General features: G+C 59.7%; 17 protein-coding genes and 1 pseudogene. 7 read left to right on the forward strand and 11 right to left on the reverse strand.

Translation table 11 applies throughout. The features are described 5' to 3' along the window. Positions 1–596, forward strand: a pseudogene (locus F8N12_RS20785) (hypothetical protein); the annotation flags it as partial. Positions 597–686: 90 nt separating this feature from the next. Further along, positions 687–1,691, forward strand: a complete 1,005-nt coding sequence (locus F8N12_RS20790) for a glutathione S-transferase family protein (protein WP_150582071.1) — start codon at positions 687–689, stop codon at positions 1,689–1,691. Positions 1,692–1,812: 121 nt separating this feature from the next. On the opposite strand, the gene cysG is transcribed toward F8N12_RS20790, so the two are convergent. The 6 genes from cysG to F8N12_RS20825 form a co-directional block, all read right to left on the reverse strand. Beyond that, positions 1,813–3,207, reverse strand: coding sequence for a siroheme synthase CysG (cysG, locus tag F8N12_RS20795; RefSeq protein WP_150582072.1), 1,395 nt, complete (start codon positions 3,205–3,207; stop codon positions 1,813–1,815). Beyond that, a complete protein-coding gene (gene serS, locus F8N12_RS20800; RefSeq protein WP_150582073.1) occupies positions 3,208–4,488 on the reverse strand; it encodes a serine--tRNA ligase in 1,281 nt (426 codons plus the stop codon). Between the two features lie 15 nt (positions 4,489–4,503). Continuing rightward, positions 4,504–4,878 (reverse strand): fluoride efflux transporter CrcB, encoded by a 375-nt coding sequence (gene crcB, locus F8N12_RS20805; RefSeq protein WP_150582074.1) that lies wholly within the window; start codon positions 4,876–4,878, stop codon positions 4,504–4,506. Further along, positions 4,878–6,200 carry a replication-associated recombination protein A gene (locus tag F8N12_RS20810; RefSeq protein WP_150582111.1) on the reverse strand — a complete coding sequence of 441 codons (1,323 nt, stop codon included), beginning with the start codon at positions 6,198–6,200 and terminating at the stop codon, positions 4,878–4,880. Before F8N12_RS20810 ends, crcB begins: the two co-directional genes overlap by 1 nt. 262 nt (positions 6,201–6,462) lie before the next feature. Then, positions 6,463–7,086, reverse strand: coding sequence for an outer membrane lipoprotein chaperone LolA (gene lolA / locus F8N12_RS20820; protein WP_150582076.1), 624 nt, complete (start codon positions 7,084–7,086; stop codon positions 6,463–6,465). 66 nt (positions 7,087–7,152) lie between these two features. Further along, entirely contained in the window at positions 7,153–9,564 is a 2,412-nt protein-coding gene (locus F8N12_RS20825; RefSeq protein ID WP_150582077.1) for a DNA translocase FtsK, read from the reverse strand. Positions 9,565–10,063: 499 nt separating this feature from the next. Between F8N12_RS20825 and aat the strand changes: the two genes are divergently transcribed. The 3 genes from aat to infA all read left to right on the forward strand — a co-directional run bounded on the left by aat (position 10,064) and on the right by infA (position 11,826). Next, positions 10,064–10,744 (forward strand): leucyl/phenylalanyl-tRNA--protein transferase, encoded by a 681-nt coding sequence (gene aat, locus F8N12_RS20830; protein ID WP_150582078.1) that lies wholly within the window; start codon positions 10,064–10,066, stop codon positions 10,742–10,744. Between the two features lie 55 nt (positions 10,745–10,799). Further along, positions 10,800–11,507 carry an arginyltransferase gene (locus F8N12_RS20835; protein ID WP_150582079.1) on the forward strand — a complete coding sequence of 236 codons (708 nt, stop codon included), beginning with the start codon at positions 10,800–10,802 and terminating at the stop codon, positions 11,505–11,507. Between the two features lie 100 nt (positions 11,508–11,607). Continuing rightward, complete coding sequence (gene infA / locus F8N12_RS20840; RefSeq protein WP_002553999.1) at positions 11,608–11,826, forward strand: translation initiation factor IF-1; 219 nt, start codon at positions 11,608–11,610, stop codon at positions 11,824–11,826. Between the two features lie 249 nt (positions 11,827–12,075). On the opposite strand, the gene F8N12_RS20845 is transcribed toward infA, so the two are convergent. From F8N12_RS20845 to F8N12_RS20855, 3 genes are all read right to left on the reverse strand, one after another. Further along, entirely contained in the window at positions 12,076–13,320 is a 1,245-nt protein-coding gene (locus F8N12_RS20845) for a lipoprotein-releasing ABC transporter permease subunit (protein WP_150582080.1), read from the reverse strand. A gap of 61 nt (positions 13,321–13,381) precedes the next feature. Then, positions 13,382–14,068, reverse strand: coding sequence for a lipoprotein-releasing ABC transporter ATP-binding protein LolD (gene lolD / locus F8N12_RS20850; RefSeq protein ID WP_191623197.1), 687 nt, complete (start codon positions 14,066–14,068; stop codon positions 13,382–13,384). Between the two features lie 7 nt (positions 14,069–14,075). Next, positions 14,076–15,326, reverse strand: coding sequence for a lipoprotein-releasing ABC transporter permease subunit (locus tag F8N12_RS20855; protein ID WP_150582082.1), 1,251 nt, complete (start codon positions 15,324–15,326; stop codon positions 14,076–14,078). A 94-nt stretch (positions 15,327–15,420) separates the two neighbouring features. Between F8N12_RS20855 and F8N12_RS20860 the strand changes: the two genes are divergently transcribed. Then, positions 15,421–16,002 (forward strand): PilZ domain-containing protein, encoded by a 582-nt coding sequence (locus F8N12_RS20860; RefSeq protein WP_150582083.1) that lies wholly within the window; start codon positions 15,421–15,423, stop codon positions 16,000–16,002. A 14-nt stretch (positions 16,003–16,016) separates the two neighbouring features. Then, positions 16,017–16,739: a glycerophosphodiester phosphodiesterase gene (locus tag F8N12_RS20865; RefSeq protein ID WP_150582084.1), complete on the forward strand. Its 723-nt coding sequence runs from the start codon at positions 16,017–16,019 to the stop codon at positions 16,737–16,739. Between the two features lie 42 nt (positions 16,740–16,781). Here F8N12_RS20865 and sthA read toward each other — a convergent pair whose 3' ends face one another. Both sthA and F8N12_RS20875 read right to left on the reverse strand, forming a co-directional pair. Beyond that, positions 16,782–18,176 (reverse strand): Si-specific NAD(P)(+) transhydrogenase, encoded by a 1,395-nt coding sequence (gene sthA / locus F8N12_RS20870; RefSeq protein WP_150582085.1) that lies wholly within the window; start codon positions 18,174–18,176, stop codon positions 16,782–16,784. 208 nt (positions 18,177–18,384) lie between these two features. Beyond that, complete coding sequence (locus F8N12_RS20875) at positions 18,385–19,434, reverse strand: FAD:protein FMN transferase (protein WP_150582086.1); 1,050 nt, start codon at positions 19,432–19,434, stop codon at positions 18,385–18,387. Positions 19,435–19,546 lie beyond the last annotated feature (112 nt).

The raw sequence follows: 19,546 nt of genomic DNA on the forward strand, positions 1-19,546 counted from the left end.
ACAGCGAGCAACTGCTCGGACACTTGAACATTCCCTTGTGCCGCGACTGGCAACAGGCCGGCGCGGCGCTGGACAACGGCGGCCTGGCGTTCATGCCGCTGGTGGACTGGGCGCCGCAGTTGCAGCGCATGATCGATTTGCGCAATACCCTGGGCCTGCGTTCGCCGATCCATTCCCTGGCGCGGATTCTCAATCCGCTGGGCGCGCGCTGTGGCCTGCAAAGTATTTTCCACCCCGGCTATCAGGCCGTACATCGCGATGCCAGCGGCTTGCTCGGTGATACTGCCATTGTGGTCAAGGGTGACGGTGGCGAAATTGAAATCAACCCGGATGCCGCCAGCCACCTCTACGGCACCACTGGCGGCGAAAGCTGGGACGAGGAATGGCCGCAGATGTCGAGCCAGCGTCACGTTAAACCGGCCTCGCTGGACGTCGAGCATTTGAAAGCCGTATGGCGCGGCGATGTGGTGGACAGCTATCCGCAAATGGCCCTGATTTCGACCATGGCGCTAGCCCTGCGCGGTCTCGGGCAACCCCGTGCGCAAGCATTCGCCACCGCCCAGCAATACTGGGACGCACGAGACAAATCGATTTAACCGATCATAAGCCCCCAACCTTTGCACTATTTTATCGAACCTATGCGAATAGACTCTTCTCCAACGCTTATTGGTTGAGGAGTCCTGAACATGGGTTTGTTAGTTGAAGGTCGCTGGCATGACCAGTGGTACGAAAGCAGCAAAGACGGTGCATTCCAGCGTGAGCAAGCGCAGCGCCGCAATTGGGTGACCGCAGACGGCAAGCCAGGCCCGAGTGGTGTCGGCGGGTTCGCCGCCGAGGCCGGCCGCTATCACCTGTATGTATCACTCGCCTGTCCGTGGGCGCATCGCACGCTGATTCTGCGCAAACTCAAAGGCCTCGAAAGCCTGATCGATGTGTCTGTAGTCAGCTACTTGATGCTGGAAAACGGCTGGACGTTCGACCAATCCCACGGATCCAGTGGAGACAAGCTGGATGATCTGAGCTTCCTGCACCAGCGCTATACTGCCGACACCGCTGACTACACCGGCCGTGTCACCGTGCCAGTGCTCTGGGATAAGCAGCAGAATCGAATCGTCAGCAATGAATCCGCGGAAATCATCCGCATGTTCAACACCGCGTTCGACGCGCTCACCGGCAACAACCTGGACCTGTACCCGGCGCCGCTGCGTGATGAAATTGATGCGTTGAACGAGCAGATCTACCCGGCGGTCAACAACGGCGTGTATCGCGCCGGGTTTGCGACGTCGCAGCAGGCCTATGAAGAGGCGTTCGATGATGTATTCACCGAACTTGATCGGCTGGAAGCGGTGTTGGATGCCAAGCGTTACCTGGCGGGCGAATACCTGACCGAAGCCGACGTCCGCCTGTTCACCACCCTCATTCGTTTTGACGCGGTTTATCACGGCCACTTCAAATGCAACCTGCGGCGGATTGCCGACTACCCGAATCTGTCGAACTGGCTGCGCGAGATGTACCAGTGGCCAGGGATTGCCGAGACGGTGGACTTCACCCACATCAAGAATCATTACTACGGCAGTCACAAGACGATTAATCCGACAGGGATTGTGCCGAAAGGGCCGGAGCAGGATTTTGCGGCGCCGCATGATCGGGCGCGGTTGAATGGGAAAGGGATTTGGCGTAAGCCTGAATAACGATTTGAGTTTTGCGTTGGCTTTGAAGGCTTCTTCGCGGGCAGGCTCGCTCCCACAGGGTTTGTGAACGACACAAATCCCATGTGGGAGCGAGCCTGCTCGCGAAGGGCCACCTGTGTGTTCAGACCTGCGCCTGAGCGCCCTCGAACCATGCCAGTTTCGCGCGCAATTGCACTACTTCGCCGACGATCACCAGTGTCGGCGCATGCACTTCATGCTCCGCCACCATGCGTGGAAGGTCGGCCAGCGTGCCAGTAAAGACCCGCTGATTGACCGTGGTGCCCTGCTGAATCAGCGCCGCCGGCGTCTCGGCTGAACGCCCGTGTTTGATCAACTGCTCGCAGATCACCGGCAAACCCACCAGGCCCATGTAAAACACCAGGGTCTGCGCCGGCGACACCAGGTCAGCCCACGGCAAATCGGTTGAACCGTCCTTCAAGTGACCGGTGACAAAGCGTACTGACTGCGCGTAATCGCGGTGGGTCAGCGGAATCCCGGCATACGCGGCGCAACCACTGGCAGCCGTGATCCCTGGCACAACCTGGAACGGAATGCCGTGCGCCGCCAACTCTTCGATCTCTTCACCGCCGCGGCCGAAAATGAACGGATCGCCGCCTTTCAACCGTACAACGCGTTTGCCAGCCTTGGCCAGATCGACCAGTTGCTGGTTGATCTGATCCTGAGGCACCGCATGATCGGCGCGACGTTTGCCGACATACACCCGCTCGGCATCGCGCCGGCACAGATCGAGAATGGCCGGTGCGACCAGACGGTCGTACAGCACCACATCGGCTTGCTGCATCAGACGCAGGGCGCGGAACGTCAGCAAATCCGGATCACCCGGTCCGGCACCCACCAGATAGACTTCGCCAGTGGCCGGCGGCGCTTCACCGGCAATTTTCGCCAGCAACAGACGCTCGGCTTCCCCGCCCTGCCCGGCCAGCTGACGGTCGGCAATCGGGCCCTGGAAAACGTCTTCCCAGAACGCACGACGCTGCTGCACATCCGGGAACAGGCCTTTGACCTGGCTGCGAAAGCGCGCAGCGAGACCGGCCAGTTGGCCGTAGGTCGAAGGAATCCAGGTTTCCAGTTTGGCCCGGATCAAGCGCGCCAGCACCGGTGCATCGCCGCCGCTGGAGACGGCAATGATCAGCGGCGAACGATCGACGATCGCCGGGAAAATCACGCTGCACAGCGCAGGCGCATCGACCACGTTGACCGGCACGCAGCGCCTATGAGCATCGGCGGAGACCTGCGCATTCAACGGCTCATCATCAGTGGCAGCAATTACCAGGCCGCAACCGTCCAGATCCGCCTCCACGTAACCACGTAACAGGCAATTGCCACCGCTGCCGACTACAAGTTCGTGCAGTTGCGGTTCGATTTCAGGTGCGACGACCCGCAGCAGCGCACCGGCTTCGGCCAACAGGCGGGATTTGCGCAAAGCAATCTCCCCCCCGCCGACGACCAACACACGACTGCCGCGCAGATTGTGAAACAGCGGCAGATAGTCCATTTAGCCGATGACCTCAAGGCCACCCATGTACGGCTTCAACACGTCCGGCACACGGATCGAGCCGTCAGCCTGCTGGTAGTTTTCCAATACCGCCACCAGCGTACGGCCCACCGCCAGGCCGGAGCCATTCAAGGTGTGCACCAGTTCCGGTTTGCCGGTTTCCGGGTTGCGGAAACGCGCCTGCATGCGCCGGGCCTGGAAGTCGCCGCAGTTGGAGCAGGAAGAAATCTCGCGGTACTTGTCCTGGCTCGGGATCCACACCTCCAGGTCGTAGGTCTTGACCGCGCTGAAGCCCATGTCACCCGTGCACAAAGCCAGTGTCCGGTAAGGCAATTCAAGCAATTGCAAAACCTTCTCGGCGTTGGCAGTCAGGCCTTCCAGCGCCTCCATCGACGTCGATGGCTCGACAATCTGGACCATTTCGACCTTGTCGAACTGATGTTGCCGGATCATGCCGCGGGTATCGCGACCCGATGCGCCGGCTTCACTGCGAAAGCACGGGGTGTGCGCGACGAATTTGATCGGCAGCAATTTCGAATCGACGATTTCGCCGGCAACGATATTGGTCAGCGACACTTCAGCGGTCGGGATCAGGTACAGGTCCGCTTCACCTTCGCGGGCGATCTTGAACAGGTCTTCTTCGAACTTGGGCAACTGGCCGGTGCCTTGCAGTGCCGGTGCCTGCACCAGATAAGGCGTGTAGGCCTCTTCGTAGCCGTGTTCGCTGGTATGCAGATTGATCATGAACTGCGCCAGGGCGCGGTGCAGACGTGCGATCGGGCCACGCAACAAGGCGAAACGTGCGCCGGACAACTTGGCCGCGGTTTCAAAATCCAGCCAGCCGAACTTCTCGCCCAGGGCGACGTGGTCCTGAACCGGGAAATCAAACGTGGTCGGCGTGCCCCAGCGGCGCACTTCGACATTGTCGTCTTCGTCCTTGCCGACCGGCACGGATTCGTGCGGCAGGTTCGGAATGCCCAGCAGGATCGAATCCAGATCGGTCTGGATCGCATCCAGCTCGACTTTACCGGCGCTTAATTCGTTGGCCATGCGCTCGACGTCCGCCATCAGCGGCGCGATGTCTTCGCCGCGCTGCTTGGCCTGACCGATGGATTTGGAACGCGCATTACGTTCAGCCTGCAGGGCTTCGGTGCGCGTCTGCACGGTCTTGCGCTGTTCTTCCAGCGCTTCGATGCGCGCAACATCCAGGGTGTAGCCACGGGATGCGAGGCGGTCCGCTACGTCCTGAAGGTTGCTACGTAACAGTTTGGAATCGAGCATGTCGGTCTCTCGTTATCAAAGTTTGGTCAGTGACAGGCCGGCCCAGGTGGCAAGCAGCCCGCCGAATACGCTGATGGCCGCATAGCCGAGGGCCAGCGGCACCTGCCCGCTTTCCAGCAGGCGCACCGTATCCAGTGAAAAGGATGAAAAAGTCGTCAGCCCCCCGAGGAAGCCGACCATCAGCCCGGCACGGACCTCGATGGGCACCTCCGGGCGAAGCAAAAACAGACCGTAAAGTACGCCGATCAGCAAACAGCCTACGATATTAACGGCCAGCGTCGCGGTATAGAAGTGCCGCGGCCAATTCGCGTTGATCCAGTTGCCGGTGGCAAAACGCAACAGCGTACCGGCGACGCCGCCAATGGAAACTGCAACGATCAATGGGAGCACTATTTTCTCCGCTGCCGGGGACTGAGACGGTCGAGTTGAGCGAGGTGATTGAGCTTCTCGCCGATCTTCAACTCGAGGCCGCGCGGCACCGGCCGATAGAACGGCTGAGGGTCGAGCTCATCCGGAAAGTAATCTTCGCCGGCCGCATAAGCGTCCGGTTCGTCATGGGCGTAGCGGTACTCGTCGCCGTAACCCAATTGCTTCATCAGTTTGGTCGGCGCGTTACGCAGATGCAGTGGCACTTCCAGCGAACCGTGTTCGGTGGCGCTGCGCATTGCCGCTTTGAAACCCATGTAAACCGCGTTGCTCTTTGGCGCGCAGGCCAGGTAGGTGATGGCTTGCGCGACGGCGAGTTCGCCTTCAGGGCTGCCAAGGCGCTCCTGCACGTCCCACGCCGCCAGACACAGGCTCAGGGCGCGCGGGTCGGCGTTGCCGATGTCTTCGCTGGCCATGCGCACCACGCGCCGGGCCAGGTACAGCGGATCGCAACCGCCGTCGATCATCCGCGCGAACCAGTACAGCGCGCCGTCGGGGTTGGAGCCGCGTACGGATTTGTGCAGGGCGGAAATCTGATCGTAGAAAGCTTCGCCGCCCTTGTCGAACCGCCGACGGGTGTCGCCGAGCAGACTCTGCAGCAAGTCGATGCCGATCTCGCTGTCATCTTCCGCCAGGTCCGAAGCATTTTCGAGCAGATTGAGCAGGCGCCGGCCATCGCCATCGGCGGCTGACAGCAGCATCTGAAAACCTTCGTCGCTGAGGCTCAGGTGCCGTTTGCCGAGGCCGCGCTCTTCAGTAAGCGCGCGATGCACCAATTTGCGCAGCGCCGCTTCGTCGAGGCTTTTGAGCACATAGACACGCGCACGCGAGAGCAAGGCGTTGTTGAGTTCGAACGAGGGGTTTTCAGTGGTGGCGCCGATGAAAATCAGCGTGCCGTCTTCGACGTATGGCAGGAACGCATCCTGCTGCGATTTATTGAAGCGATGCACCTCGTCGACGAAAAGGATGGTGCGCTTGCCGTACTGCCCCGCCTGCTGCTTGGCGATTTCCACGGCCTGGCGGATTTCCTTGACCCCGGCCAGGACCGCCGAAACGGTCTCGAAGTGCGCGTCGGAGACTTCCGCCAGCAGACGCGCCAGGGTGGTTTTACCGACACCGGGCGGGCCCCAGAAAATCATCGAGTGCAGAGCCCCCTGCTCCAGCGCCTCACGCAGAGGCTTGCCGCGAGCGAGCAGGTGTTCCTGACCGACATACTCGTCCAGATTGGCCGCACGCAAACGCGCGGCCAGTGGCTGAGCAATCGGGGCACTGCGAAACAGGTCCATCACGTATTGTTAAAACCTCACTTGGGGCGCAGTACTCATGTCTGGCGAAATCAGTGGTAAGAGCATCTGAATGTGGCGAGGGGGCTTGCCCCCGTTAGGTCGCGAAGCGGCCGCAAAAACTGCAACCGCGCCGTAACGGTTATACGCGAACGCTGTTTTTGCGACTGCTTCGCAGCCGAGCGGGGGCAAGCCCCCTCGCCACAAAAGTCTCTCGCCACAAGAGCCCCCCACCACAAAACTCGCTCGTATGGGCTTCTGCGTGTTACTCCTGGATCACGTCCGCACCCTTCGGGATATCGAACTTGAATCTGGACGCGGCGATCGGCTCGTTGGCCTTCACCCCGGTAAACAGGATGTTGGTACGCTGACCGACGCTGTCGACCATCTGCATGTCATTGACCAGACCGTTGCGGAACGACAGACGCAGGCTGTCGAACAGGGTGTCTTTGGTTTTCGGCTTGAGGGTGAAATCAATTACGCCGCCGGCTTCCTTGGCACTGATGTCGAAACTCTGGCTGATCTTCGACACGTCGCCGGAGAGCAGCAAGGCCGGCGTCTGCGTCAAGCGCTGATCAAGGTTCTTGATGGTGGCTTGCTCGAGATCCGGATCCCACAGCGTCACTTTCCTGCCATCGGAGACCATGGTCTGCTCGGCCGGCGCGTCGGTGTGCCAGTAGAACAGCCCCGGACGCTGCAGCGACATCTCCCCGGTGGTTTCCTGCAACTGAGTGCCGCTGCCATCCAGGGTCAGCTGCGAGAAGCGGGCGGACAAGGTCTGGGATTTTTCCAGCAGCTGAGTCAGACGCGTCACGTCCTTGTCATCGGCATGGGCCGAAAGCGTGGTCAAAGCCAGTACCGGCAGCAACAGCATGCGGATAAGACGCATGGGAGTCCTCATAACATTCGTGGGAGTGCGGGTGGCGTCACAGGACGCCACCCCTTCAATTTCAGATCAGTCGCGAACCGGGCCAGGTGCCAGGACTTCACGCGAGCCGTTGGTATTCATGGAGGTCACGACCCCGGCCATTTCCATGGCTTCGATCATGCGCGCGGCGCGGTTGTAGCCGATTTTGAGCTTGCGCTGCACTGCCGAGATGGACGCACGACGGCTTTCCAGCACGAACTGCACGGCTTCGTCGTAGAGCGCATCGGTTTCCGCATCGTCGTCGCCACCGCCGCTGCCGCCATTCTCGAAACCGCTGCCGGCTTCTTCGACACCGGCAAGGATGTCATCGTTGTATTCCGGCGCACCGCGCAGCTTCCAGGCTTCCACCACACGGTGAACTTCGTCATCCGACACGAATGCGCCATGCACGCGGATCGGCAGACTGGTGCCCGGCGGCATGTAGAGCATGTCACCGTGGCCGAGCAACTGCTCGGCGCCACCCTGATCGATGATGGTCCGCGAATCGATCTTGCTCGACACCTGGAACGCCATCCGCGTCGGAATGTTTGCCTTGATCAGACCGGTGATCACGTCCACCGACGGTCGCTGGGTGGCGAGAATCAAGTGAATGCCGGCCGCACGCGCCTTCTGCGCAATACGGGCGATCAGTTCTTCAACCTTCTTGCCGACGATCATCATCATGTCGGCAAATTCGTCAACGACCACCACGATGGTCGGCAGCTTGGTCAGCAGCGGCGCTTCGTCGTGAATGCTTTCGCGTTTGTACAGAGGATCGGTCAGCGGTTCGCCGGCGTCCTGGGCTTCCTTGATCTTGGCATTGAAGCCGGCAAGGTTACGCACACCCATCTTCGCCATCAGTTTATAGCGACGCTCCATCTCCGCCACGCTCCAGCGCAGGGCGTTGGCCGCGTCTTTCATGTCGGTCACGACCGGGCAAAGCAAATGCGGAATGCCTTCGTAGATCGACAGTTCAAGCATTTTCGGGTCGATCATGATCAGCTTGGCGTCTTCCGGCCCGGACTTGAACAGGATCGACAGGATCATCGCGTTCACGCCCACCGACTTGCCGGAACCGGTCGTACCGGCCACCAGCAAGTGCGGCATCTTCGCCAGGTCGGTGATGACCGGCTTGCCGCCGATGTCATGACCGAGCGCCAGGGTCACCGGCGATTTGAAATTGTCGTACTCGGGGGTCGAGAGCACTTCGGAGAAGCGCACGATCTGCCGGTCTTCGTTGGGAATCTCGATACCGACAGTGGTCTTGCCCGGAATCACTTCCACTACCCGCACGCTGGTCACGGCCAGCGAACGCGCCAGGTCTTTGGCCAGGTTGGAAATACGGCTGACCTTGACCCCCGCGGCTGGCTGAATTTCGTAGCGGGTAATCACCGGGCCCGGGTGAATCGAATCCACCGCAACTTCGACGCCGAATTCCTTGAGCTTGATTTCCAGCAGATGCCCGACAGCCGCCAGCGATTCCGGAGAGTAGTTGAGCTGTTTCTTCTCCGCCGGATCGAGAATCGAGATCGGTGGCAAGGTGCCTTCCACCGCGCTGTCGACAAACAACGGCGCCTGCTTCTCTTTTTCCACACGTTTGCTCGGTGCGGACGGCTTCGGCGGCGCGGGGGCAATCACCGGCGGCACCTGCTTTTCGCGATCGGACATATGCTTGCTCAGCGCCTGTTCGCGTTCGATCAGGCGCTCTTTGACTTTGGCCTGCTCGCGCTTGTCAGTCACCGTTGGCGCGACCACATCATGCACGCGATCATCGACTTCACGCAGTTGCGCAACCAGTTGCTTGCGCTCGACGCGGGCTGCCCACCAGCGATTGGCCGCGCCCTGAAACAGTTCGAGCAAATCGAGGGTGATTTTGCCGGTGACGTCCATCACCTTGAACCACGACAGGTCGGTAAACACCGTCAGACCAAACAGGAACAGGGCGATGAGCAGCAAAGTGCTGCCCTGGATATTGAGCGCGTTGCGGGCCAGGTCACCCAGGCTCTCGCCGAGCGCACCACCCGCGCCGGCCGGCAAGCCGGTGGCGGCATGAAAATGGATATGGGCCAGCGCAGCCCCGGAAAGGACCAGGAACACAAGGCCGATCAGACGCCAGGAAAACAGCCAGCCGCTCCATTCCCACGGCTGATGCCGCTGGCGAAAGATCTGATACGCCTTGACTGCCAGCAATAACGGAAAGATGTACGCGAAGTAACCCAGCACCATGAACAGGATGTCAGCGCTGTACGAACCCGCCGGACCGCCGAAATTCTGCACGTCGTCGATCTTGCTGTTATGGCTCCAGCCCGGATCGTCCTTGCCATAAGTCAACAGGGCCATCATCAGAAACAGGCACAGGGCGCCGATGGCGATCAATGCACCTTCCTTGAGTCGGTAGTGCAATTGCTGGCGCCAGAGCGGCACGACGGCTGGTTTGGGTGCTGCGGTGGATTTCTTCAAAACGCTTCTTTTCCTGCGCCAGTGGCGCGTCCATCTGTTGATTGACTATATAAACTGCCCAATCCAGGCAGGTAAACAGCAAACCGACGCAAGCCGGAATACTTTTTACACTGCGTCCAGGCTTTTAAAAACACAGTGCGTACTGATTATTCTGTAACAAGCCTGCATTGTACGGGTTTGCTCGCGCGATGCCATGTTTCGGCAGACGGGAATACCCGAATCCATCAACCGCAATCAGCGCTTCAATTTGAGCATGCATTCTCTTGTGTGACAAAGGCTTATGCGATGTTGTTATAGACCAGGCGATGCACGGCCGCTGCCGCGTGACAGCGCCCGGACTCTGCCAGCGAGCCCGCTTACGACCCTGCCGGCACGGGCAAGTTGCAAATGCATCCTGTGATGTTGCGATTATCCTGAAGGACAATCCATGCGTTTGACTGCACACTGACGACGGGCCGTTGCCCATCACCCGCCCTCCCCTTCTGCAAGCCTGAATGCCATGTTGACTTGGTTACAACGCAACACCCTGAGCTTCCCATCGCTGGATAAAGCCATGCGTGATCCCAACGGGTTGCTCGCTGCGGGCGGCGACCTCAGCGCCGATCGTCTTATTCAAGCCTACCGGCACGGCTGCTTCCCATGGTTCTCCGAGGGTCAGCCTATTCTCTGGTGGTCACCCGATCCGCGCACGGTCCTGTTTCCCGACGAATTGCATGTCTCGCGCAGTCTCAATAAATTGCTCCGCCAGCAGCGCTACCAAGTCACCTTCGATCGGGACTTCGCCGCAGTCATACGCGCGTGCGCCGCGCCTCGTGAATACGCCGACGGCACCTGGATCACGCAGGCCATGCAGGACGCCTACCTCGAACTGCACCAACGCGGCTACGCACATTCAGTCGAAGTCTGGGATGGCGAGCGGCTGGTCGGCGGGCTCTACGGGCTGGCGATGGGGCAGCTGTTTTTCGGCGAATCAATGTTCAGTCGCGCCGACAACGCCTCAAAATTCGGCTTTGCCGTGCTGGTGCGGCACCTGAAAGAAGCCGGTTTCGTCCTGATCGATTGCCAGATGCCCACAGATCACCTGCACAGCCTGGGCGCCCGGGCGATTCCGCGCAGGGAATTCGCCGGCTATCTGGCACGTCATCTGGATCAACCCGACGGCGCCAGCTGGGTTTGCTGAGCGACTTCGGCGTGCTTGGCTTACACTTAACAAAAGCTTATCCCGAGGGTCGATCATGACCGAGTTGGCGCGTTTGAAGTTTTATGCCACTCAGGCGCACTCTTGCAGCTATCTGCCCGAAGAGCAGGCCACCACCCTGTTCCTCGATCCTAGCCAGCCCATGGACGTGCATGTCTACGCAGACCTGTCGGAGATGGGCTTTCGGCGCAGTGGCGATCATCTCTACCGGCCACATTGCCAAAACTGCAACGCCTGCGTCCCGGCGCGGATTCCCGTTGCGCAGTTCACTCCCAATCGTCAGCAAAAACGCATCCTCAAGCGTAACGTCGATCTGCAGGTGCGCCCGGCCAAGCCAAAATTCAGCGAAGAGTACTTCGATCTCTACCAGCGCTATATCGAACAGCGGCATGCTGACGGCGATATGTATCCGCCAAGTCGCGATCAATTTTCGACATTCCTGGTGCGTGACCTGCCCTTTTCGCGCTTTTACGAGTTCCGCCTCGAAGGCCGGTTGCTGGCTGTGGCTGTCACGGACTTGCTGCCCAATGGCATGTCGGCCGTGTACACCTTTTACGAGCCCGAGGAAGAACGCCGGAGCCTGGGGCGTTACGCTATTCTCTGGCAAATCGCCGAAGCCCGGCGACTGCAACTGGAAGCGGTCTACCTGGGCTACTGGATCAAGAACTGCAAGAAGATGAGCTACAAGACGCAATATCGGCCCATAGAACTGCTGATTAATCAGCGTTGGGTCATCCTGAACTAGAACCCCTTGGCTTAAACCCCATTTTTCGGGCACAATGCACGCCGCTTTTGCCTGGCGCAGTTGCACCGGGCCATTCATTGGACACCGAGGGCTTTACTGCATGTCGAAAGAAGACAGCTTCGAAATGGAAGGCACTGTCGTCGACACCCTGCCCAACACCATGTTTCGTGTGGAGTTGGAAAATGGGCACGTCGTAACCGCGCATATCTCCGGCAAGATGCGCAAGAACTACATTCGTATTCTTACCGGCGACAAAGTGCGCGTCGAGCTGACGCCCTATGACTTGAGCAAAGGGCGCATCACTTACCGCGCTCGTTAATCAAGTCAATACAAGACGCCCGGTTTATGCCGGGCGTTTTTGTTTGTCTGCGGTCTGGGTTTTTTGCGGTTTGGGATGCTGGACTCGCGGCAGCCCTGTGGATGTATCGGCTTCGCCGCATGGAGCCAAGGCAGATCAAAGGACCGCAGCCTTGGCCAGGACCATGGGGATGGGCGTGTTCAGTTGGAGACTGGGTGGCTGGCGGGCCGCTGTCGCGAGCAAGCTTGCTCGCGACAGCGGCCAGACGGCTTACGAATAGCGCAGAGCCGTTGCCGGTTCGATCTTCGCCGCTCGCCACGCTGGATACAGCGTCGCCAGAAAGCTCAGCACAAACCCCGCCGAGCAAATCAACACCACATCCCCAGCCTGCAGTTCAGACGGTAAGTTACTGACGAAGTATACGTCGGAACTGAAGATGTGCTGGCCGCTGACGCGCTCTACCCAGCCGACCAGCTCACTGACGTTGAGAGCGGCGATCACGCCCAGCACGCCGCCGAGCAGGGTGCCGACGATGCCGATGACGGTACCCTGGACCATGAAGATCGCCATGATCTGCCGTGGGGTAGCGCCGATGGTGCGCAGGATCGCGATGTCCGCGCCCTTCTCGTTCACGACCATGATCAAGGTCGCGATGATATTGAACGCGGCCACCGCGACGATCATCAACAACAGCAGGCCGATCATGGTTTTTTCCATTTTCATTGCACTGAACAGACTGCCCTGGGTGTGAGTCCAGTCGTCAGCCCGGTACGCTGCGCCCAAGCCGCCGGCAATATCGCTGGAGACCTTCGGCGCTGCGTACAAATCCTTGACCGCCAGACGCACGCTCTGCACTTGATTTGGCTGCCAGTGCTGCATCTGCGCGGCATCGGCGACGTGGATCAGCGCCATCGAACCATCCAGTTCAGCACCGACCTTGAACACGCCGACCACGTTCAGCCGTTGCATGCGCGGGGTGATGCCGCCCGGTGCGGTGCTGACTTCCGGCACGATCAGGGTGATCTTGTCGCCGACATTGAGGCGAAAACGCCGCGCGGTGATCTCGCCAATCACCACGCCGAACTCGCCGGGTTTCAAGGCATCCAGACGACCCTGAACAACGTGTTCGGCGACAATCGACACCTTGCCTTCAAGCGCCGGATCGACACCGCTGACCTGAATCGGCTGCATCGAGCCTTTGTAGGACAGCATGCCTTCCATCTCGGTGAACGGCACGGCGGCCGTCACTTGCGGATTTTTCATGGCCGCAGCAGCCACTGGCTGCCAGTTGTCGATCGGATTGACGCCGACGATGGTCGCGTGCGGCACCATGCCGAGAATGCGCGAGCTCATTTCGCGCTGAAAACCATTCATGACCGACAACACCACGATCATCGCCAGCACCCCCAGGGCGAGGCCGATCATCGAGGTCATCGAGATGAAGGAAACGAAGCGATTGCGGCGCTTGGCGCGGGTATAGCGCGTGCCGATGAATATCGATAACGGTCTGAACATTCGCTGGGGCACCGTATAAAAATAAATGACCCGACGCACTGCTCAGTGCGTCGGGTTTCAGTCAGTCAATTGGAGTGAGGCAGCCTTCCTGCAGGTGCAGGACTCGATCCATCTGACGAGCCAGATTCATGTCGTGAGTCACCACCAGGAACGCGGTGCGCATCGAGGTGCTGAGTTCGAGCATCAGATCCTGAATGCCCTGGGCGGTGTGGGAGTCGAGGTTGCCGGTCGGCTCATCGAGCATCACCAGACCCGGCTTGTTGACCAGCGCCCGGGCGATGGCCACACGCTGACGTTCGCCACCGGACAATTCCGAAGGTTTGTGTTCCAGGCGATGGCCCAGCCCTACCCGCTCGAGCAATGCCGTTGCACGCTGACGCGCTTCGGGGATCGGTGTCTTGCCGATCAACAACGGCATGCAGACGTTTTCCAGCGCGGTGAATTCCGGCAGCAGATGGTGAAACTGGTAAACGAAACCCAGCGAGCGGTTACGCAGCAGACCACGGGCTTTTTCGTTGAGTGCCGACAGTTCTTCGCCGGCCAGCCAGACGCTGCCCTTCGACGGTGTATCAAGGCCACCCAGCAGGTTCAGCAAAGTACTTTTGCCCGAGCCCGATGTGCCGACAATCGCGACACGCTCACCTGGATGCAACTCGAGTTGCAGACCGGCCAGGACCTCCACCGACTCCGGGCCTTCCTCGTAGGATTTGCCCAGGTTACGGCAGCTCAAGATTGCTTTATCACTCATGCCTGACTCACTCATAACGTAGCGCCTCCGCAGGCTGGGTGCGCGCGGCACGCCAGGCTGGATACAGGGTGGCGAGGAAACTCAGAACCAACGCGGCGCCGCAGACCATCAATACATCCTGGCTCTGCACTTGCGACGGCAGGTAATCGATGAAGTACACGTCGGCGTTGAGGAATTTGTGGCCGATCAAACCTTCGAGGGCGGAAATGGCGGCGCTGACGTTCAGCGCGGCGAAGATCCCGACCACTGCGCCGATCAGCGTACCGACCACGCCAATGACCGTGCCCTGAACCATGAACGTCGCCATGATCGTCCCCGGCGTGGCGCCAAGGGTGCGCAGAATCGCGATGTCGCCTTTCTTGTCATTCACCACCATCACCAGCGTGGAAATGATGTTGAATGCAGCGACCGCAACGATCAGCAGCAAGAGCAAACCGATCATGGCTTTTTCCATACGGATCGCCTGATACAGGTTGCCGTGGGTGCGGGTCCAGTCGCGAGCGTAATAACGGTCTTCGCCAAGCTGCTGGGCGATGGTCCAGGCTGTGCGTGGCGCCTGGAACAGGTCGTCGAATTTCAGGCGGATGCCCTGCACCTGATCTGGTTTCCAGCGATGCAGCTTCGCCAGGTCCTGCAGGTTAGTGACGCCCAGGTAACCGTCAATTTCACCGGCGCCGACGTGAAAAATGCCGACCACGGTAAAGCGCTTCATGCGCGGGAACATTCCGGCCGGGGTCACGGTGACTTCCGGCGCAACGAACGTCAGTTTGTCGCCGATGGCTGCGCCGAGCTTCGCCGCCGCCTTGTCACCAATGACAATACCGAAGCTCCCGGGCGCGAGGTCATCGAGTTTGCCTTGCAGCATGAACTTGTCGATGATCGAGACCTGCCGCTCCAGTGCCGGGTCGATGGCATTGAGCAACACTTTCGAGACTTTGCCGTTGTTGGTCAGCAGCCCCTGCATCTGCGTGAACGGGGCAACCGCCGTCACCTGCGGGTTCTGTTTGACCTTGGCAGCGAGGCTCGGCCAGTCACTGATCGGCTCACCGGACTCGATGGTCGCGTGGGGCACCATGCCCAGCACGCGGGTGCGCATTTCATGGTCGAAGCCGTTCATGACCGACAGGACGACGATCATCACGACCACGCCGAGGGCGAGCCCGATCATCGAGGTCAGGGAAATGAATGACACAAAATGATTGCGACGCTTTGCACGGGTATAACGCGTGCCAATAAATACGAAGAGAGGTCTGAACATGTCGGGGCTTGTTCGGAGGGAAAAGGAACGTCCTTGTGGCGGGGGTCGATAACCAGCTTTACACTCAGACCACCGCCGCTACCATGGGTTCGCCATGTCGACATTAGATGAAGAAGATCGCCGCGAATACTACCGTATCGAGGATTCGATCGCACTGGAAATTCGGCCCCTGTCCGTTCCCGAAGCTGCAGATCAGGAAGTGTTGCAGGATGCTTCTCCACTCTTCAACCTGCTCAGTGAGTTGCATCTGAGTGAATTCGAGTCGCAACACTTGCTGCGCCAGATCAGTGAGCGTGATCGCAGCATCGCCGCTTTCCTGAAATCGCAGAACAAACGCATAGACCTGCTGAGCCAGGTGATTGCCATCACCGTGCTGGGGCAAATCGGCGAGCCACAACCGGTGATCATCTCTGAAGGCGGAATCGAATTTCAGTACCCGACGCCGATCGCGACGGGCGCGCACCTATCGGTGAAACTGGTATTGATGCCGCAAGCCCTCGGCCTGTTGTTACGCGCACGGGTGACCCATTGCGATGCCAAGGGCGACGGCTATGACATCGGTACCGAGTTCCAGCGCCCCACCGACGCCCAGCGCCAGCTGCTCGCCCGTTATATTTTGCAAAAGCAGGCACAGGAACGGCGTCTGGCCCGCGAACAAAACGACACCGGCATTTAAATTAAGGAAGAACCGTGACCCTCATCTACGGCCATCGCGGCGCCAAGGGCGAAGCACCGGAAAACACCCTGACCAGCTTTCAGGAATGCCTCAAGCACGGCGTGCGCCGTTGCGAACTGGACCTGCATTTGTCCAAGGACAACGAGTTGATGGTCATTCATGACCCGACACTCAAGCGCACCACAGAGCGCCGTGGCAAAGTTGTCGAACACACTGCCAAAGACCTGGTGACCTACGACGCACGCAAGGGTGGCCCGGGCTGGATCAAGCCATGCCCGATTCCGACGCTGGAAGAGTTGTTCGAAAAATGCGCCTTCGAGCACTGGCAATTGGAAGTCAAAAGCGCGTCACGCACCCGCGCGGCGACCACCGTGCTGGCAATTCGGGAAATGGCTCAACATTTCGGCATGCTCGACAAGATCACCATCACTTCGAGCTCACGAGAGGTGTTGAAGGCCGCACTGGATCTGGTGCCAGACGTGTCTCGCGGACTGGTGGCCGAATACGCCTGGCTCGACCCGTTAAAAGTCGCGCAAAGCTATGGCTGCGAATTTCTCGCGTTGAACTGGACGCTGTGTACGCCGGAACGCCTGCAGAAGGCGCAGCGTCAGGGGTTGCATGTGTCGGTGTGGACAGTCAACGAGCCCGCGCTGATGCGCAGACTCGCCGACTTCGGCGTTGACAGCCTGATTACAGACTTTCCCGGTTTGGCCAGCGCCACGCTCGAGAGTTGCTGAAATCGGTCTCCCCGGCCGGCTCAGGCCACCGGCCGGAGCCGCTCAAAAAAGCCGGTTGAGGCCATCGTACGCCGCTACCCGATAGGCTTCGGCCATGGTCGGGTAGTTGAACGTCGTGTTGACGAAATACTTCAACGTGTTGAGCTCACCCGGTTGGTTCATGATCGCCTGACCGATGTGCACGATCTCCGACGCCTGATAACCGAAGCAGTGTACGCCCAGCACCTCCAGGGTTTCGCGGTGGAACAGAATCTTCAGCATGCCCTGCGGTTCGCCGGCAATCTGGGCTCGCGCCATGCCTTTGAAGAACGCCTTGCCGACCTCATAGGGCACCTTGGCCTGAGTCAGCTCCTGCTCGTTCTTGCCGATCGAGCTGATCTCCGGAATGGTGTAAATGCCGGTCGGCACGTCATTCACGAATCGCCAGCTGCCGTTGTCGATGATGCTGCCAGCGGCCGAACGGCCCTGATCGTGCGCGGCACTGGCCAGGCTGGGCCACCCGATCACGTCACCGGCACCGTAGATGTTCTGGACGCCGGTGCGGTAGTTCTCGTCAACCTCGATCTGGCCACGGCTGTTGACCTTGACGCCAATGTTTTCCAGCCCCAGCTGATCGGTGTTGCCAGTACGGCCATTGCACCAGAGCAACGCGTCGGCCTTGATCTTCTTGCCGGACTTGAGGTGCAGGATCACGCCGTTGTCGACGCCTTCGACGCGGTCGTAGTCTTCGTTATGGCGGACAGTGATGTTGTTGTTGCTGAAGTGATAACTCAACGCCTGGGAAATTTCCGAGTCGAGGAAGCTCAACAGCTGACCACGGTTGTCCACCAGTTCTACCAATACCCCCAGACCACTGAAGATCGACGCGTACTCGCAACCAATCACGCCAGCGCCGTAAACAATCAGTTTGCGCGGGGTGTGGCCAAGGCTGAGGATGGTGTCGCTATCGTAGATACGCGGGTGGTGAAAATCGATGTCAGCCGGACGATACGGGCGCGAACCCGTGGCAATAATGATGTGCTTGGCCACAAGCTTTTCGACCACGCCGCTGGCGCAGACCACTTCAATGGTTTGCTCGTCGGCGAAACTGCCGGTACCGAAAAACACGTCGACGCGATTACGGGCGTAGTAACCGGTGCGGGAAGCGACTTGCTTGGAAATCACTTTTTCAGCGCTTTTCAACACGTCCGGGAATGAGAACCAGCGCGGCTCACCAATGGCCCGGAACATCGGGTTGGTATTGAACTGCATGATCTGCCGGACCGAGTGACGCAGTGCCTTGGACGGGATGGTACCCAGGTGGGTGCAGTTGCCGCCGACCTGGCGACGGCTGTCGACCATGGCCACCTTGCGTCCCGCTTTGGCGGCGTTCATTGCCGCGCCTTCTCCGGCGGGGCCGGAACCCAACACCACCACGTCGTAGTTGTAGACAGCCATGCGTACTCCTCAGAACAGGCCGCGAGCGCCCTTGGCACCTGCGGCTAAATCACGCCGGTCTGCGGCGTGAAGGAACAATTTGGGGCCAATGCAGAACCCGGATACAGTCTATAGAAGCGTCAACGCCGGGCACATTAACCCTTGGTCGCGTCGTAGGCTACTTTTGCCTGCACTACAACGCCAGTATTCAATGCTCCAATCGTTGTATTCATTCGGTTTTGCGCGCAACGAGACGCTCGAAAGCCGCGCTGGTTCGAGTCACAAATCCTGTATCGGCACGCAGCACAAAAAATGCACCAATATCATGGGTTTCGGCATAGTCCCACGCCCTTTCAGGACCGAGAATCAGCAACAGCGTCGATAGTCCATCGGCCATCAACGCTGAAGGATGAATGACCGTGACTGACGCCAGCGTGTGCAGGACCGGTGCGCCGGTACGGGCGTCAAGGGTGTGGGAATAACGCCTGCCATCCACCTCGAAGTAGTTGCGGTAGTCGCCGGACGTGGACACGCCGTTGCCGTCGACGTTGATGATGCGCTGCGCCACTTGCTGATCGTCACGGGGCTCCTCGAGCGCAACCTTCCACGATGAGCCGTCGGGCTTTTTACCGGCAGCTTTGAGTTCGCCGGTGACTTCGGCTAGGTAGCTGTCGATTCCCATGGCGTGGAGCCGTGCGGCGATGGTGTCGACTGCGTAACCCGAAGCGATGCTGTTGAAGTCGACTTCGACCGCAGCGTCCTTGCACAGCTGATCACCGTCGATGCGCAGATGCCGGTAACCGACGCGCCGCTGCACGTCGGCCAGCGCCCGGGCTGTGGGAACTTTGACCCCGCGCGCCTGGGGCCCAAAGCCCCAGAGATTGACCAGCGGCTCCACCGTCAGATCATAGGAACCGGCGCTTTGCTGCGACAGTTGTTCACCGACACGGATCAATTCGAGGACCGGTGCGGGCATCGTTTGACAGCGGTTGGCCGGCAGGTCGTTGAAACGCTCGATGTCCGAGTCGCTGCGGTAGGTCGAGAATTGTCGATCCACTTCGGCGAGGATATTTTCTACTTCGGTCTGCACCGTTTGCGGTCCGGGTGTGGAGGAATGTCTTACGTATTGAATGGAATAACGACTGCCCATGGTCGGACCGTCGAAGCGTTCCAGGCTGTCGCCGTTGCCACAACCGGCCAAGATGCCGGCCAGCACCACAAGTCCACTCCACCGTCCAGTTAACAAATCTTCATCTCCCCCCAAAACCGCGGCCGCCATTATGAGCCTCAGAGCGCATGAGAGCGAGGTCTGCCAGCGCCCGTCAGCCAGACGCCAAACCTGTGGGAGCGAGCCTGTATGGCGAGGGCTCTTGCCCCCGTCCGACTGCGAA

Source organism: Pseudomonas fluorescens, assembly GCF_902497625.1.
GTDB classification, from domain to species: Bacteria; Pseudomonadota; Gammaproteobacteria; order Pseudomonadales; family Pseudomonadaceae; genus Aquipseudomonas; species Aquipseudomonas fluorescens_BQ.